Origin of the sequence: Streptomyces sp. ISL-11, assembly GCF_018614525.1 — a bacterium.
In the GTDB taxonomy this organism is placed as follows: Bacteria; Actinomycetota; Actinomycetes; order Streptomycetales; family Streptomycetaceae; genus Streptomyces.
Genome location: NZ_JAGGOL010000036.1, coordinates 24,130 through 39,445, shown reverse-complemented (window position 1 = coordinate 39,445; position 15,316 = coordinate 24,130). Strand labels below are relative to the sequence as shown.

Below are 15,316 nucleotides of genomic sequence, written 5' to 3'. Positions count from 1 at the left end.
GGGGGCGCCGCATACGACCGCCCGGCAGGGCCGGCTCGGGAGTCTCCCCGGGTGCGGGGCGTCAGGCCGCCGTCTTCTTGGGACGGGGGATGAAGACGCACGCCAACGCCGCCGCCGCGGTCGACGCGAGGGTGAACTCCCAGCCGTGGTCGAAGGAAGTGATGGGGTCGCCGTCACCGGGGGTGCCCAGGAAGGCGACGAGCAGGGCCACGCCCAGGACCGAACCGACCTGACGGGCCATGGTCACCACCGCCGAGCCGGTGGAGAAGCTCTGCGGCGGCAGCGCGGCCACGGCGGCACCGACCAGGGTCGGTACGACCATGCCCACACCGACTCCGGTGAGGAGCATGCCGGGGAGCAGTCCCCCGGCGTAGTCGTGCGCGGTGTCCAGGCGGTAGATCCACCAGCCGATGCCGGCGCCGAAGAGCACCGACCCGGTGGCGGAGACCGCGCCGGAGCCGAACCGCCGGATGACCGGGCCGACCCCCATGGCCAGGAAGGGGACCATCAGCGGGCCGGGCGCGATGGCGAGGCCGGTCTTCAGCGGGGACCAGTGCCACACCTGCTGGCACCAGAGCACCGAGGACAGGAGCATCGCGCCGAAGGCCACCGCGAAGAGGAGGTTGGCGAGGGTCGCGGGGCCCACCGGGCGGATCCGCAGCAGGTCCAGGGGCAGGATCGGGGACGGGTGGCGGGCCGAGCTCAGGACGAACAGGCCGAGCAGCACCACGCCGATCGCCAGCGAGCCGAGCACCTCGACGGAGATCCAGCCCCAGTCCTCGCTCTTGACCAGGCCGAGCGCCACGACGGCGATGCCGAGGGTGAGCAGCGCGGCGCCGACGAGGTCGAGCCTGTCGGTGGTGGCGCGCTTGGGTGTGCGCGGCAGCGCGCGGGCGCCGACGAGCAGGGCGAACAGGCCGATGGGCAGGTTGATCAGGAAGACCCAGCGCCAGTCGAGCTCGGTCAGCAGACCGCCGGCCACCGGGCCGAGCGCCGCGGCCAGGCCGCTGATGGCGGTCCAGGCGCGCACCGCGGGCACCCGCTTCTCGGGCGGGGCCGCGGCGAGCAGGATGCCCAGCGACGCGGGGATGAGCATCGCCGCGCCGACCGCCTGGACGACGCGGGCGGCGACCAGGATCCATACGCCCGGTGCCACCGCGCAGGCGGCGGAGGCGACCGTGAAGACGGCGATGCCGAGCAGGTAGGCCTGGCGGGGGCTGGTGCGGTCCGCGAGGCCGCCCGCCGGGATGAGCAGGGCGGCGAAGATCACGGCGTAGGCATTGAGGATCCACGACAGCGATGCCAGCGAGGACCCGGAGAACTGTGCGCCGATGTCGGGAAGGGCAACGTTGACGATGAACATGTCGAGGTTGGACATCACAACCCCGGCTACAACGACGGCGAACACCAAGGCAAAGCCGGGCTTCGTCGCACTGCCCGCTTGAGCAGCGGCAGTCTGAGTCATCGCTCTCCTCGTTAGTGGGTTGGCTTTTCCAACTCACCTGAGCATACAGCTCTCCGGAGGCTCACTCCGCAGTTGTCCGAGAGGCGTCAGCCACACTTCACGGGCAGTTGGTCGAAACCGCGCTGGACCAGCTGGTCGCGGAAGGTCGGCTCACCCGCGAGCGTGATCCCGGGGAAACGGCGCAGGACTTGGGGGATCGCCCGCTCGGCCATCATCCGGGCCAGTGCCGCCCCCAGGCAGAAGTGGGCACCGCCGCTGAAGGTCAGCGCGTGGTTGCCGCTGCGGTAGGGGTCGAACGTCAACGGGTCGGCGAACCGGCGCAGGTCGCGGTTGCCGGCGGCGATCAGGAGGGTGACCTTCGTCCCCGCGGTGAGCGGCACGCCGAAGAAGTCCAGGTCGGTCGCGGCCATGCGGTTCAGCGCCTGGGCGGCGGGGTCGAAGCGCAGGGTCTCCTCGATGAAGCCGGGTGCCAGCTCCGGGTCCTCGCGCAGCCGGTCGGCGTGCTGGGGGTGCTCGACGGCGAGCCGCATCGCGTTGCCGATGAGGTCCATCGGCGCCTCCGTGCCGGCGACCAGGAGCAGCATGAAGTTGGCGATCAGCTCCTCCTCGCTGAGCTCGCCGCCCTCGTCCCGGGCCCGCGTCATCTGGCTGACCAGGTCGTCCGTGGGGTCCGCCCGGCGCTTGGCGACCAGATCCGCGAAGTAGTCGGCCATCCAGTCCATTCCGCCGTCGCCCCGGTCGAGCTGGGCCAGGTCCCGGATCGGCTCCAGGGCGGTGGTGATGTCGCCGACGGGGCCGCGGAAGTCCGGCCAGTCCTCCTTGGGGATGCCGATCAGGTGGCCCACCACGGCCATGGGCACCCGGAAGGCGAACTCCGCCATGAAGTCCACCGGCCGCCCGTCCGCGCCCAGCTCCGCCAGCCGGTCGACCAGCTCGTCGATCAGGCGCTCCACCACGGGCCGCATCTCGGCGATCCGCCGCGGGGTGAACGCGCCGCTGAAGAAGCGCCGGTAGCGCTCGTGGTCCGGGGAGTTGCTGAAGAGCATGTTCTGGGCGAGCCAGACCCACGAGGAGTGGTCGCGCCACCCGGGCATCATCCGGTCCTGCACCGGCCCGTCGGTCGACAGCAGCCCGGGCTCGCGCAGCGCGCGGAAGCACTCGGCGTGGCCGGTGACCACCAGCTGGTCGGGACCGAGCCGCAGCAGCGGTCCGTACGAGCGCAACGCCTCGTACAGGGGGTAGGGGTCACGCTTGCCCTCCCGCGTCATCAGCGTCATCATCGCCGTGCCGGGGTCCATCACCGATGTGCTCATCTGCTCTCCTCTGGAAAATTCCGGACGTGGTACGCGCTGGAGCCCGCCGCCGTTACAGCGGAGCCATGACGAAGTCCTCCTTGGTGGTGCCGCAGTCCGGGCACTCCCAGTCATCCGGTATCTCCTCCCAGGGCGTGCCCGGTGCGATGCCCTCCTCGGGCAGGCCCAGTGCCTCGTAGTAGACCCAGCCGCACACGAGGCACATCCATGCCCTTTTCCCGGCTTCTTCGCTCACGGGATGGTCTCTCCAGTTCTTGTTCCGTGTTCGGCGACGAACGCGGAGATGGCGCTTTTCACTTCGGGCGACATGAGGATGCCCATGTGCCCCCGGCCGGGGGCCGTCAGGAGCCGTGCGTCGCGCAGGCCGGCGACGACGTTCTCGGCCTCGCAGAACGGCACGACGGGGTCGTCGGGATCGTGGATCGCCAGCACGGGGATGTCGAGGTCGCGGCCGAGGCCCACGACGTCCCAGTGGCTGACGGGTACACCGTTGCGGCGGTGCAGCTCGCGGTAGATGCGGTCGACGATGGGTCGGGCCAGCCGCAGTTCGCCCTTCGACCAGCTCTCCAGCACGGCCGTCAGGGTGCAGGTCGGCGCGACCAGGGCGACGCAGTCGACGGGCTCCTCGGGCCGCAGCGCCACGGCGCCGACCGCGGCGATGGAGCCCAGCGAGTGGGCGACGATCACCCGGGCCCCGCCGAGGGAGTCCAGGGCGGCCCGGACGGCCGCCGTGTACTGGGTCATCGTCGCCTGCTTGCCCTCGGACACCCCGTGGGCCGGCGCGTCGAACGCCGCCACCCGGTAGCCGAGTTCGCGCAGCGGGGTGATGAGGGAGTACATGCTGGTGCTGTCGGCGCCCCAGCCGTGGACGAGCAGGGCGGTCGGCCCGTCGTCGCCCCACAGGTACCCGCCGCTCACATCGGGGTTGCCCTCGATGGTGAAGCGGCGGGCGCCCAGCGGCAGGACGTTGTCGGGTTCGGTGCCCAGCGCGCGGGTGCGGGAGAAGACGTCGGTCGCCCAGCGGCCGCCGACGCCCGGTATCAGGGCGCCGACCGCCGCGTGGGCGAACCTCCTCAGTGCGATCGAGGTCATGACGGGGTCTTCACCGGCACCGGCTCGGCGTTCGCCGGATCGATCTTCGTACGTTCGAAGTCGGTGTAGAAACCGGACTCGGTGTCGTAGAAGTGCAGCCGTCGGATGATCTTGGCCAGCTGGCTGACCTTGACCTTCTCCTCGCGGACCATGCCGGGGTACGCGTCCTTCAGCGCCTGCTGTGCCTTGCGCAGGTTGTAGTACGGGACGACCGGGGCGACGTGGTGTGCCGTGTGGATGGAGATGTTGTGCGTGAGGAACAGCAGCCACTTGGGGTACACGAAGTCGGTCGTCACCAGCAGCCGGCTGGCGTTGCGCGTCCAGTGCTCGTTGGTCAGGTACGGGATGTCGCTGGAGCTGTGGTGCATCAGCGTCGTCGCGCTGAACCACGCGTGGGTGGCGAGCCACGGCGCGACGAAGTAGATCAGGAAGCCCGTGACGCCGGTGAAGTAGATCAGCGGCGCGAAGTACAGGACGCACACGGTCAGCACGAAGGCCATCGACCGGCGCACGTCGCGGCGCGCTTCCTTCTTGGGGAAGTAGCTCGGCCGGAAGCCGGACTCCCGCCAGTAGTTGATCGTGCCGCCCCAGAACGCCCAGGTGCGCGTCGCGTGGTAGATGACCTTCTCGTGGAAGGGCATCCGATCGTACAGCGCGGCCGGGACCGGACGCCAGTCGGTGTCCAGCTCAAGGTTGTTGGTGTGGCTGTGGTGCAGGTTGTGTACGTGTCGCCAGGCGTGGAAGGGGTAGATGAGCGGAAGCAGCGACACATGGCCGATGGCGAAGTTGAACTTGCGCGACCGGGAGAAGGAGCCGTGCCCGCAGTCGTGCGCGATGCAGTGCAGTCCCCAGCCGCCGAGGCCGGCGACGATCCACAGCGGGATCCACAGCGACCAGTGCGGTGCGAAGGCGATCCCGACGATCGCCCCGATGTAGAGCACCCAGCTGACGACGAAGCCGAGGAGTCCGCGGCCCACCCGGGGCTCGAAGTAGTCCCGGGGGATGGCCGACTGAAGGCGCTCGCCCTCGATCTTCTCCGACTTGCGGAGGAATTCCTGGAAGTGTTCGTCGGGAGACGACGGAAAATTGTACGCGGCCATCGTGACTGATCCCTTCAGCCGGTCCGGTCGGACAGCCGGAGTTCCTTCGCCAGGTAGCGGCTCAGGTCGTCGATGGTCTGGTGCTCGTAGAGCAGACCCGGGGACAGGCGGCGCTCGACGATCTTCTCGAGCGACCCGGAGACCTGCACGGCGACACGGGAGTCGAGCCCGTACGCCTCGAACGACTTCGCGGTGTCGATGTCGGAGGGCGACACCTCGATGCGCTTCGCCAGGTGGTCGACCAGCCACTGCCGGAGGGATTCCTCCGTCAGCGGACCGGTCGGCTGGGCTTCCTTCTTACGTCCGAACATGTGTGGTTTACGCTCCTGCCGGGATGTCGTTCTCGGTACGTGTTACGGGAGGGGTGACCAAAAGGCCGCGGCGGCCTAGGCCGCGGTCTTCATGGCCCGTTTTCTGGCGATGGTCGCCTGGTCCGGCTCACGCAGGTCCCACACGACGCGCGCCTTGCCCAGGCCGAAGAGCACCCAGCCGCTCAGGTCCGGCTCCCACCACGTCACGCCGTGGCGGTACGAACCGGGGAACGCGTGGTGGTTGTTCTGCAGGCCCTCCCCGAAGGTGAAGGCGGCGACGGGCCAGTTGTTGGCGCTGCGGTCGTCGTTGTCGAACGGACGGCTGCCGATCGCGTGGCAGATGGAACCGACGCACCAGGCGGCCTGGTTGGCCACGAAGATCCGGGCGAAGCCGCCGAAGACCAGGGCCGTGAGCGCGGACATCGGGGTCTGGCCGACCGCGAAGCCGATCACGGTGGGGATCAGCACTCCCGTGAGCACCCAGATGGGGTACGTGCGGGAGTACCACATCAGCCGGCGGTCGCGCAGGACGTCCGGGGCGAAGACGGTCCACTTGGACGTCTCGTCGCTGAGCATCCAGGGCATGTGCGCGTACCACAGCCCGCGCAGCCGGGCCTTGATGCTCCAGCCGTGCAGGTTCGGGGAGTGCGGGTCGCCCTCCTGGTCGCTGAACCGGTGGTGGCGGCGGTGCGTCGTCACCCAGAACATGAGCGGACCCTGGGCCCCCATGGACCCGGTGATCATCATGACGCCCTCGAAGAAGCGCGAGGTCTTGAACGCCTTGTGCGAGAGGTAGCGGTGGAAGCCGATGGTGATGCCGCCCATGTGGACGAAATACATCGCGACGAACAGGACGATGTCCGTCGTCGTGAACTGTCCGGTCCACAGGAAATAGACCGCGGCGAGCGTGCCGATGAGCGGCAGCGTCATCGTGGTCAGCGCGGAGAAGCGTTTGATGCGGCGACTGGCAGGGTCGAGCTTGACGATTGCCGCCGCGACGGGATCAGCTGTTGCCGAGGACACGAGAACCAACTCCTTTTCTACTCGGACCGTGCGCGTTTCGGATATTTGACGTTGTGGACCAGGCCCAGCACGTCCAGGAGCCGGATGAACCCTCCCGCGATGTCGATCTGCCAGAAGGTGTGCCGGTTGTGTGCCAGGGCGGGCTTGGCGTGGTGGTTGTTGTGCCAGGAGCCGCCGACGGAGAACGGTGCGAGCGCGGCCACGTTGCGGCTGTTGTCGCGCGTCCGGTGCGGACGGTTGCCCAGCGTGTGACCGATGGAGTTGACGCTCCAGGTGACGTGGTCGAGCAGGAAGATCCGGGCGAGACCGCCCCAGAGCAGGCCGCCGACCGCGCCGCGTACGGTGCCGCCGGTGAGCGCCCAGCCCAGCAGGGCGGGCAGCGCCAGGCCGGCCAGGACCCAGACGAAGTAGAGCTCGTTGATCTTCATCACGAGCCGGTTCTTCATCAGGTCCGGTACGTACTTGCTCCAGTTCTGCCGGCGGACGGTGAACAGCCAGCCGACGTGGCCGTGCCAGAGGCCGCGCGCCTTGGGGAAGCGGCGGCCGTCCTCCAGGGGCCGGGGCGAGTGCGGGTCGCCGTCACGGTCGGTGAAGGCGTGGTGCTGGCGGTGCGTGGCCACCCAGAAGACGACCGGGCCCTGCGCGGCCATGCTGCCGGCGATCGCCCAGAACGCGGTGATCCCCGGCTTCGCCGCGAAGGACAGGTGGGAGAAGAAGCGGTGGAAGCCGCCCTCCACGCCCAGCGAGGTCAGGAGGTACATGCCCACCAGCAGGCCGATGTCGACCGCCGTGAAACCGTATGCGAGGGCGAACACCACCGCCCCGATGAAGCCGAGGGTGGGCACCCCGACGGTGAGGTACGCCAGCCTGCGGGCCGAGGCGTCGGTGTCCCCCGCCGGTGCGTTCGGCACGGCGGCCGGGGCGGGGCGTGGTGTGGTGCCGGGTGAGGTCTCGGGAGAGGTCTCGGGAGAAAAGGTCATGGTGGACTCCAGTCACCGCACAGACAGCGGCTTGTCGTCGGTGGCCAGGGCCAGCTTCTTCAGCGTCCCCTGGGCGTATGCCTTCCGTGTCGCGTCGCGGCGGACCTTGCCGCTGGTCGTCATGGGAATCGCACCGACCGGCCCGAAGTGCACATCGGCCGGCCGTACGCCGTGCTCGGCGGTGACCGCCGCGACCACGGCGTCGAGGACCTCGTCGGCCTCCGCCGCCAGCTGCCGGGCCGTGCCGCGGTACTCGGCGACGACGACCAGCTCCTCACCGGTCTCGCCGGGCACCGAGAAAACGGCCGAACCGCGCAGCTTGTCGTGGGCCTCGCGCACGCTGTGCTCGATGTCCTGCGGGTAGAGGTTGCGGCCGGCGATGACGACGAGGTCCTTCAGCCGCCCGGTGATGTAGAGCTCGCCGTCGAGCAGGAACCCGAGGTCCCCCGTGCGCAGATACGTTTGTTCACCTTCTGAATCCGCCAGGCGCGCGGTGAACGTCTCCGCCGAGAGCTCCGGCCGGCCGAGGTAACCGGCGGCGACATTGGGGCCGCTCACCCAGACCTCGCCGATCCGCCCGGCCTCGGCCGGGCGTCGGCTCTCCGGGATGACGATGACCACCTCGTGCCCCTGGGCGACGGTGCCGCAGCTGACGATCCGCGCGGCCGTCTCCGGTGCGGCCCCGCTCGCGGACCGGACCAGGCCGTTCTCCAGAGCCGTGCGGTCCAGCCACTGGGTCCGCACGGCGTCGCCCGTGGGCTTGCCCGAGACGTAGAGGGTGGCCTCGGCGAGCCCGTAGCACGGGATGAGCGACGTCTCGTCGTAGCCCCGGGGGCCGAACCGCTCGCGGAACTTGTCGAGCGTGGCCCGCGAGACGGGCTCCGAGCCGCAGAAGACCTGTCGCAGGGTGCCGAGGTCGAGCGTCTCCAGCTCTTCGTCGGTGATGCTCGACGTACACAGGTCGAACGCGAAGTTCGGGCCGACCGAAATCGTCACCTTGTGGTCGGTGATGGCCTTGAGCCAGCGGTACGGCTGTTGCACGAAGTGCGCCGGGGACATCAGGACCAGCGGCCAGCCGCCGTGGACGGCGAGCATGATCGTGCCCATCAGGCCCATGTCGTGGTACGGCGGCAGCCAGGTGCAGCCGACCCGGTCGGGCTCGTAGCCCATGTTCTCCTCGAGGGCGACGCAGTTGCTCACGAGGTTGTCGTGCGTGAGCACGATGCCCTTGGGGTCGCCGGTCGAGCCGGAGGTGTACTGCAACAGCGCGGGCTCGGCGACCCGCGCGGGCCGGCGGTCGGCCTCGGTCTCCTCGCGGAAGTACGCGTCGTCGACGAACACCCAGCTGGGGCGGCGTACGGACGGGGCGAGTTCGGCCTCGAACTGCCCGACGCGGTTCTCCAGGCGGCGGTCGGCGATGATCACGTCGGGCGCGCAGTCCTCGATGATCGAGGCGAAGCGGGCCACCGCGCGCTTTCCGGTGGGCGGGAAGGACGGCACGGCGGTGGCGCCGGCCTGGAATATCCCGAAGAGGGCGGCGACATAGTGCACGCCGGGGTCGAGTGCCAACACCACGCGGCGGCCGGTGAGTTCCCGGCGCAACAGGTCGGCGGCAATGCGACCGGCGTGGTCGGCGAGGTCGTGATACGTCCAGTCCACGACGTCGTCGCTCGTGCCGTCGGGCAGAAAGCGAAAGGCCAGCTGCCGCGGCCTGCTCGCCCGGTACTCCAGAATCTCCGGCAATGACGTGGGCAATGACGTACGATCCCAGCCCGCTATGCGGTCCACAGCGCCCCCGTAACCTTCAGCCTCGTGACTGAGACCCGTCATTGCGCCAATGGCGGGCCCTGATTTCCTTGTGTGTCCTGCACTGTGGAGCTGTTGGGCCCGTGTGTACGGGCCGTGCCGTCCTAGTCGGTGCGTACGACGCGGAGCTGCTGGGCGGAGCCCAGGTGGCTTCCGTCCGGTCCCCAGGCGTCGATCTGCTCGTCCACCCAGCCGTCGGCACTCGCCGCGCGGGTCCGCGCCCGCAGCAGAATCCAGGGCGACGCTGCCCTGGCGAGGTTTTCGCTGGGCCGCACCGTGAGTTCGACGGTCGGCACCAAGGCCAGCGTCGAAAGTACCGCGGCGTACGAAGGTGCCAGTGAATCCATCAAAAAGACGAATCGCAAGGCATCCGGCGGCTCTTCATCCTCCAGCAACCTTATCCATGCCACGAGTTCGGGTTCGGCACCGCCCGCATAAGGGCGACTTGTCCCGACCGGCCGTATCTCCAGGTAAGTGGAGATGGCGACGAACTCCGGTGGAATAGCGAAGATTTCACACTCCTGTGGCGGTGGCGCCACCGGGGCGACCGGAGCGAACGTCTGCCAGTCCGCCGGTTTCAGGGATCCGAAGATCGCCTGCCCCTCGACATGAATGCCTTTCGCGGTCACCGCGCGGGCGCCGAGCGTCGTGACGCTGCGCCCGGCGCGAATCAGCGAGGTCTCCAGCGTGAAATCGTCGCCGATCGGCCGGTGAAAGCGGGCGGTGGCGCTCTGCAGCGGAATGCCCGGTGCCGCGCCCTGCATCGCCGATGCCATCAGCGCGAGAGTGAGGCCGCCGTGGAACCCTCCGAAGCCGTGCAGATGCGTTCCGGCGGCGATGCGTCCGTCGGCCGGCAGACGGAGGAGAGTCGCAGGTGACAGCGGTGCGGCGGTGTTCGTCACGCTGCCTCCGATCCGAGGACCGGCAGCACGGAATCGGCGGTTCCAAGGGGCACCGAGCACCTCGGCACATGGCGGTGGAGCCCGGTCGTCGACAACAAGCCAGTCTTTGCTCGGAGTTGGATCACACCAGGACCGTAGAAGGGCCGCACACCGCCAAGCAAGCGATATTTTTTGTGACCCGCATCACGACGATTTGAATCCTCGGAAGGGCGTGACCTTCAACACTCGACAACCGCAGCTCAGTGGGTTGCGTACTCCAACGGACCCGGCGATAGTCTCCCCGCGAGTGATTTCTCGTTCTGGCTTGGGGGGGCCTGTATGCGTGGCACGTCGATCGTCACAAGAGCTCGTATACGAGCCGCGGCAAGCCCGTTGTCATGGTGCCGCCCCAGGAGCGCGCGGGCATCCGTGCGCATCGGCAACCCCGGCCGGAACGCCCTTCCCGGACCCTTCCATCGGCCCGAGCGGCCGGCCGCCATTGATCGCGGCCGTAACCTCCACGACCCGGAATGTTCTCGTCCAGATGGGCTCGCGTCATTTCACGCGGGGGAAGAGCGCGGTACGCGGCCGGGTCCGCGCACCGTGGACAGGACCGGTGTTCGTGTCAATGCCATGGGGACCGGCCCCCGTTAGTGGCAGACGAAACACCGTCCCACCACAGACGGCCACGCGAGGCCCAGCATCCAGGACGGACCGAGGGTTGGTATTGCCATGCTGATACAGCGAACTGCCGCACAGGACGTAGGAATTCTGGGGATCGGTGCCTACCGCCCGCATCGTGTGGTCGGCAATGAGGAGGTGGCCGCCCGCACGGGCCGGCCCGCCGATTGGATACAACGCCGGACGGGCATCGTCGAGCGCCGTTTCGCCGCCCCCGACGAGGGCGTGGTGGACATGGCGGTGGAAGCCGCGCGGAAAGCGGCGGCGGACGCCGGCGTCGAACCTGACAAACTGCAAGCGGTCGTCCTGACATCCATGTCGGGTCTGCGGCAGAGTCCTGGTGACGCGACCGAGATCGCCGACCGGCTCGGTACGCGCGGCGCCGCCTTCGACCTGAACGCCGCCTGCGCCGGCTTCTGCTACGGCCTGGCCCTCGCCGCGTCGATGGTCCGTGACGGCGCCGCCCGCTATGTCGTCGTCATCGGCTCCGACAAGATGACGGACATCATCGATCCCGAGGACCCCGCCGCCGCCATTCTGTTCGCGGACGGCGCCGGGGCGATGGTGGTGGGGCCGCGCGAGGAGTGCGGCATCGGTCCGGTCGTCTGGGGTTCCGACGGCAGCCGCGGCGGGCTGATCGCGCACTCGGCCAGCTGGCTGGAGTACCGCGACGAGCCCGGGACCGACTGGCCGACGATGAAGATGGCCGGGCCGGAGGTCTTCCGCTGGGCCATCGAGGAGATGCCCAAGGTGGCCCTCCAGGCCCTCGAAGCGGCCGGAATCGGACCCTCCGACCTGGCCGCCTTCGTCCCGCACCAGGCCAATCTGCGCATCATCGATACCGTGGCGGAGCGGATGGGGCTGCCCGAACGGGTCGTCGTGGCCCGCGATGTGATCCACACCGGTAACACCTCCGCCGCGTCGATCCCGCTCGCCGTGGCCCGGCTGCGCGAGTCCGGCGCCGTGGCCAGCGGCGATCTCGCGCTATTCCTCGGCTTCGGTGCGGGGCTCACCTGGGGGGCGCAGGTCGTCCGCCTCCCATGACGCCGGAGGGACCCGGAACGCGGACCGGGCCCGGCAGCACGGCCGTTCAGCGCATTTTCGGCCACCGGGCCCGGATGTCGTCCTACTGTCGTCGGAGGGGGCCCACCCCGCCCGGACCCGCCATCCGGCGCAGGTCCGCAACCGGGCCCGCGACGGGGCCCGTACGAAGGCGAGGACGACGACGCCATGACATCGATCCGCACCCGTGACCTGCCCGACGCGTCCTGCGGTGCTCCCCGTGCGCCGGAGCCGCCGCCCTTCGCGCACTTCGGGCCGGGCCCGCTGACGGCCGCGCTGGCGGGGATGCCCGCGGCCCGCGTCGAGGAGTTCACCGCTTCCTGGGACGACCTGCCGGCCGACGCGCACCTGGGCACCGACACGCCGTACCGCTTTCGCCGGTACGGGTCCTTCCGCCTGCGCGGGGACCGGCTGGAGCGGCTCCCGCACGCCGCGTTCTTCCAGGACAGGTCGGTGAACAGGGTGAACGGCGGGGTGAACCGCCTGTTCGCACCGCTGCGCGAGCCGGTGGCGGCCGGTGAGCCGCTGCGCGCGGTCGTCCTCGCCCTGCGGGACCGGCTGCCCGGCCCGAGCACGGGCATCGACACCTGCGGCGTCCACCAGATACGGGTCACCGCGACCGTCGGCGCCGAGGGACATCCCGCGCCCGAGGGCGTCCATCAGGACGGCCACAGTTACGTGGCCCAGGTGCTGATCCGCCGCCGGGACGTGCGGGGTGCCGAGTCCTGTCTCTATGACCTCCGGCGGCGTCCCGTGCACCGGGCGCTGCTGACCGCGCCCCTGGAGACGATCGTTCTCGACGACCGCCGGGTCCTGCACGGCGTCTCCCCCGTCCGGCCGGCGCCGGGCGCCACGTCCGGGGTGCGGGACATGCTGCTGGTCGACTTCTTCGCCGGTGCCGAGGAATCGCCGGAGGCCGGCCCGACGGCTGACGGCTGACGGCTGAATCCCCCTTCAGCAACGACGAGTCGTTTCCGAGCGCCGCTCCAGGGGAGGTCGAGGCGGCGCGCCGAGTCTGCTCGGAGCCCCGGCACCACGTCCGGCCGGGGCTCCGGGACGCCCGTACCGGGCGCAGGCGAAGGGAACGACCGTGGGGGAACGGCGCGTAGTGATCACGGGCATCGGGGTGCGCGCCCCAGGGGGCGTGGGCACCAAGGAGTTCTGGGAACTGCTGACCAACGGCCGGACGGCGACCCGCAGGATCTCCTTCTTCGACCCCTCGCCCTTTCGCTCGCGGGTCGCCGGTGAGGTCGACTTCGACGCGCGGGCCGAGGGGTTCAGCCCGCGGGAGATCCGCAGAATGGACCGGGCGACCCAGTTCGCCGTCGCCTGCACCCGCGACGCCGTGGCCGACAGCGGCCTGTCCCCCGGTTCGGTGCCGCCGCACCGGATCGCGGTGGCCCTGGGCACGGCGGTCGCCTCGGCGACCAGCCTGGAGAACGAGTACCTGGTGATGTCGGACAGCGGGAAGGACTGGCTGGTCGACCCCGGCCACCTCTCCCCTTATATGTTCGACTACCTCAGCCCCGGGGCGATGCCGGCCGAGGTCGCCTGGGCGGTCGGCGCGGAGGGGCCGGTCACCATGGTGTCCGACGGGTGCACCTCAGGGCTCGACGCCGTGGGGTACACGGTCCAGCTGATCCGCGAGGGCACCGTCGACGCCGCCGTCGCGGGTGCGACCGACACGCCCGTCTCGCCGATCGTCGTGGCGTGCTTCGACGCCATCAAGGCCACCACCCCGCGCGACGACGAGCCGTCCGGGGCGTCGCGCCCCTTCGACGGGACGCGCAACGGATTCGTCATCGCCGAGGGCGCGGCGATGTTCGTACTGGAGGAGTACGAGGCGGCGCGGGCGCGCGGGGCGCCCGTCTACGCCGAGGTCGGCGGCTACGCCACCCGCTGCAACGCGTACCACATGACCGGGCTGAAGAAGGACGGCCGCGAGATGGCGGAGGCGATCCGGGCGGCGCTCGACGAGGCCCGGCTGGACCGTAGCGCCGTGGACTACGTCAACGCCCACGGTTCGGGCACCAAGCAGAACGACCGCCATGAGACGGCCGCGTTCAAGCGCAGCCTCGGTGACCACGCCTACCGGGTGCCGGTCAGCTCGATCAAGTCGATGATCGGGCACTCGCTCGGCGCGATCGGGTCCATCGAGATCGCGGCCTGCGCCCTGGCGATCAAGTACGACGTGGTGCCGCCGACGGCGAACCTGCGCACGCCGGATCCCGAGTGCGATCTCGACTACGTGCCGCTGACCGCGCGCGAGCAGCGGGTGGACACGGTGCTGTCGGTGGGCAGCGGGTTCGGCGGTTTCCAGAGCGCGATGATCCTCCGGGGGCTGGAGGGCTCGGTCCGATGACCAGTGCGGTGATCACGGGGATGTCGGTGGCCTCGCCCATCGGCCTCGGTACGGAGGAGTTCTGGAAGTCCGTCCTGGCGGGCCGGCACGGCATCGGGGAGGTGGACCGCTTCGACGTCTCCGGCTATCCGTCCCGGCTGGCCGGGCAGATACGGGACTTCGACGCGGCGGACCACCTCCCGGGCCGGCTGCTGCCGCAGACGGACGTGTCCACCCGTTACGCGCTGGCCATGGCGGGGTGGGCGCTGGAGGACGCCGGGGTGGAGGCCGGCGCCCTGGCGGACTACGACATGGGAGTCGTGGTCTCCAGCGCGCAAGGGGGTTTCGACTTCACGCACCGGGAGTTCCGCAAGCTGTGGAGCCAGGGGCCGGAGTACGTCAGCGTCTACGAGTCCTTCGCCTGGTTCTACGCCGTCAACACGGGCCAGATCTCCATCCGGCACGGGATGCGGGGGCCGAGCGCCGCGCTGGTGGCCGAGCAGGCGGGCGGTCTCGACGCGGTCGGGCACGCCCGGCGCACCGTACGCCGGGGCACCCGGCTCGTCCTCAGCGGCGGGGTGGACTCGGCGCTGGACCCGTGGGGCTGGGCCGCCCAGCTGGCGGGCGGCCGGGTGAGCACCGCCGACGATCCGGCCCGCGCGTTCCTGCCGTTCGACCGGGACGCCGGGGGGCATGTGCCCGGCGAGGGCGGCGCCGTCCTCGTGGTCGAGGACGCGGCCTCGGCGCGGGAGCGCGGCGCTCCGCGTTCGTACGGGCGGATCGCCGGCTACGCCTCGACGTTCGACCCGCGACCGGGCAGCGGCCGGCCGCCCGGGCTGCGGCGGGCCGTCGAACTGGCGCTCGTCGACGCCGGGTTGGGCGCGGGCGACATCGACGTGGTGTTCGCCGACGCCGCGGGCGTCCCCGAGCTCGACCGCGCGGAGGCCGGGGCGCTGCGGGCCGTCTTCGGCCCCCGGGGCGTCCCGGTCACGGCGCCCAAGGCGCTGACCGGGCGGTTGTACGGGGGCGGCGGGCCGGTGGACCTGCTCTGCGCCCTGCTGAGCCTGCGGGACGGGGTCGTCCCGCACACCGCGCACACCACGCGGGTGCCCGAGGACTACGGCCTCGACCTCGTGCGGGAGGAGCCGCGCGGCCTGCCCGTCCGTACCGCCCTGGTGCTCGCTCGCGGCCGCTGGGGCTTCAACTCGGCCGTCGTCGTGACCCGTCCGGATTTCTGACGGACCGTCGGACGGTCGCTCTC

14 protein-coding genes are annotated in these 15,316 nt (G+C 70.4%); 4 read left to right on the top strand and 10 right to left on the bottom strand.

The features are described 5' to 3' along the window. Window positions 1–61 precede the first annotated feature (61 nt). The 10 genes from J7E86_RS10270 to J7E86_RS10225 all read right to left on the bottom strand — a co-directional run bounded on the left by J7E86_RS10270 (window position 62) and on the right by J7E86_RS10225 (window position 9,992). The gene (locus J7E86_RS10270; protein WP_251018926.1) at window positions 62–1,378 is read right to left on the bottom strand and encodes an MFS transporter; all 1,317 of its coding nucleotides are present in this window, start codon (window positions 1,376–1,378) and stop codon (window positions 62–64) included. Window positions 1,379–1,551: 173 nt separating this feature from the next. Beyond that, entirely contained in the window at window positions 1,552–2,778 is a 1,227-nt protein-coding gene (locus J7E86_RS10265) for a cytochrome P450 (RefSeq protein ID WP_215081254.1), read from the bottom strand. Between the two features lie 52 nt (window positions 2,779–2,830). Next, window positions 2,831–3,013 carry a rubredoxin gene (locus J7E86_RS10260; RefSeq protein ID WP_374223784.1) on the bottom strand — a complete coding sequence of 61 codons (183 nt, stop codon included), beginning with the start codon at window positions 3,011–3,013 and terminating at the stop codon, window positions 2,831–2,833. Further along, entirely contained in the window at window positions 3,010–3,870 is an 861-nt protein-coding gene (locus J7E86_RS10255; protein ID WP_215081253.1) for an alpha/beta fold hydrolase, read from the bottom strand. Before J7E86_RS10255 ends, J7E86_RS10260 begins: the two co-directional genes overlap by 4 nt. Then, window positions 3,867–4,970 (bottom strand): fatty acid desaturase, encoded by a 1,104-nt coding sequence (locus J7E86_RS10250; RefSeq protein ID WP_215081252.1) that lies wholly within the window; start codon window positions 4,968–4,970, stop codon window positions 3,867–3,869. Before J7E86_RS10250 ends, J7E86_RS10255 begins: the two co-directional genes overlap by 4 nt. Window positions 4,971–4,984: 14 nt before the next feature. Beyond that, window positions 4,985–5,281, bottom strand: coding sequence for an acyl carrier protein (locus tag J7E86_RS10245; protein ID WP_215081251.1), 297 nt, complete (start codon window positions 5,279–5,281; stop codon window positions 4,985–4,987). Between the two features lie 75 nt (window positions 5,282–5,356). Beyond that, complete coding sequence (locus tag J7E86_RS10240) at window positions 5,357–6,304, bottom strand: fatty acid desaturase (protein ID WP_308312543.1); 948 nt, start codon at window positions 6,302–6,304, stop codon at window positions 5,357–5,359. Window positions 6,305–6,321: 17 nt separating this feature from the next. Continuing rightward, window positions 6,322–7,284: an acyl-CoA desaturase gene (locus J7E86_RS10235; protein WP_215081249.1), complete on the bottom strand. Its 963-nt coding sequence runs from the start codon at window positions 7,282–7,284 to the stop codon at window positions 6,322–6,324. A gap of 12 nt (window positions 7,285–7,296) precedes the next feature. Further along, the gene (locus J7E86_RS10230; RefSeq protein WP_251018925.1) at window positions 7,297–9,039 is read right to left on the bottom strand and encodes a fatty acyl-AMP ligase; all 1,743 of its coding nucleotides are present in this window, start codon (window positions 9,037–9,039) and stop codon (window positions 7,297–7,299) included. A 155-nt stretch (window positions 9,040–9,194) separates the two neighbouring features. Beyond that, window positions 9,195–9,992 carry a thioesterase family protein gene (locus J7E86_RS10225; RefSeq protein WP_308312542.1) on the bottom strand — a complete coding sequence of 266 codons (798 nt, stop codon included), beginning with the start codon at window positions 9,990–9,992 and terminating at the stop codon, window positions 9,195–9,197. Window positions 9,993–10,697: 705 nt separating this feature from the next. Between J7E86_RS10225 and J7E86_RS10220 the strand changes: the two genes are divergently transcribed. From J7E86_RS10220 to J7E86_RS10205, 4 genes are all read left to right on the top strand, one after another. Continuing rightward, a complete protein-coding gene (locus J7E86_RS10220; RefSeq protein ID WP_374223786.1) occupies window positions 10,698–11,696 on the top strand; it encodes a beta-ketoacyl-ACP synthase III in 999 nt (332 codons plus the stop codon). Between the two features lie 186 nt (window positions 11,697–11,882). Next, entirely contained in the window at window positions 11,883–12,653 is a 771-nt protein-coding gene (locus J7E86_RS10215; RefSeq protein ID WP_215081247.1) for a 2OG-Fe dioxygenase family protein, read from the top strand. Between the two features lie 151 nt (window positions 12,654–12,804). Then, window positions 12,805–14,076, top strand: coding sequence for a beta-ketoacyl synthase (locus J7E86_RS10210; RefSeq protein WP_215081246.1), 1,272 nt, complete (start codon window positions 12,805–12,807; stop codon window positions 14,074–14,076). Further along, the gene (locus J7E86_RS10205) at window positions 14,073–15,293 is read left to right on the top strand and encodes a ketosynthase chain-length factor (protein ID WP_215081245.1); all 1,221 of its coding nucleotides are present in this window, start codon (window positions 14,073–14,075) and stop codon (window positions 15,291–15,293) included. Before J7E86_RS10210 ends, J7E86_RS10205 begins: the two co-directional genes overlap by 4 nt. The last annotated feature ends 23 nt before the right edge of the window (window positions 15,294–15,316 follow it).

Coding starts and splice junctions, on each gene's coding strand:
- J7E86_RS10270 (WP_251018926.1), bottom strand. CDS start 1,378: ATGTCCAACCTCGACATGTTCATCGTCAACGTTGCCCTTCCCGACATC.
- J7E86_RS10265 (WP_215081254.1), bottom strand. CDS start 2,778: ATGAGCACATCGGTGATGGACCCCGGCACGGCGATGATGACGCTGATG.
- J7E86_RS10255 (WP_215081253.1), bottom strand. CDS start 3,870: ATGACCTCGATCGCACTGAGGAGGTTCGCCCACGCGGCGGTCGGCGCC.
- J7E86_RS10250 (WP_215081252.1), bottom strand. CDS start 4,970: ATGGCCGCGTACAATTTTCCGTCGTCTCCCGACGAACACTTCCAGGAA.
- J7E86_RS10245 (WP_215081251.1), bottom strand. CDS start 5,281: ATGTTCGGACGTAAGAAGGAAGCCCAGCCGACCGGTCCGCTGACGGAG.
- J7E86_RS10235 (WP_215081249.1), bottom strand. CDS start 7,284: ATGACCTTTTCTCCCGAGACCTCTCCCGAGACCTCACCCGGCACCACA.
- J7E86_RS10215 (WP_215081247.1), top strand. CDS start 11,883: ATGACATCGATCCGCACCCGTGACCTGCCCGACGCGTCCTGCGGTGCT.
- J7E86_RS10205 (WP_215081245.1), top strand. CDS start 14,073: ATGACCAGTGCGGTGATCACGGGGATGTCGGTGGCCTCGCCCATCGGC.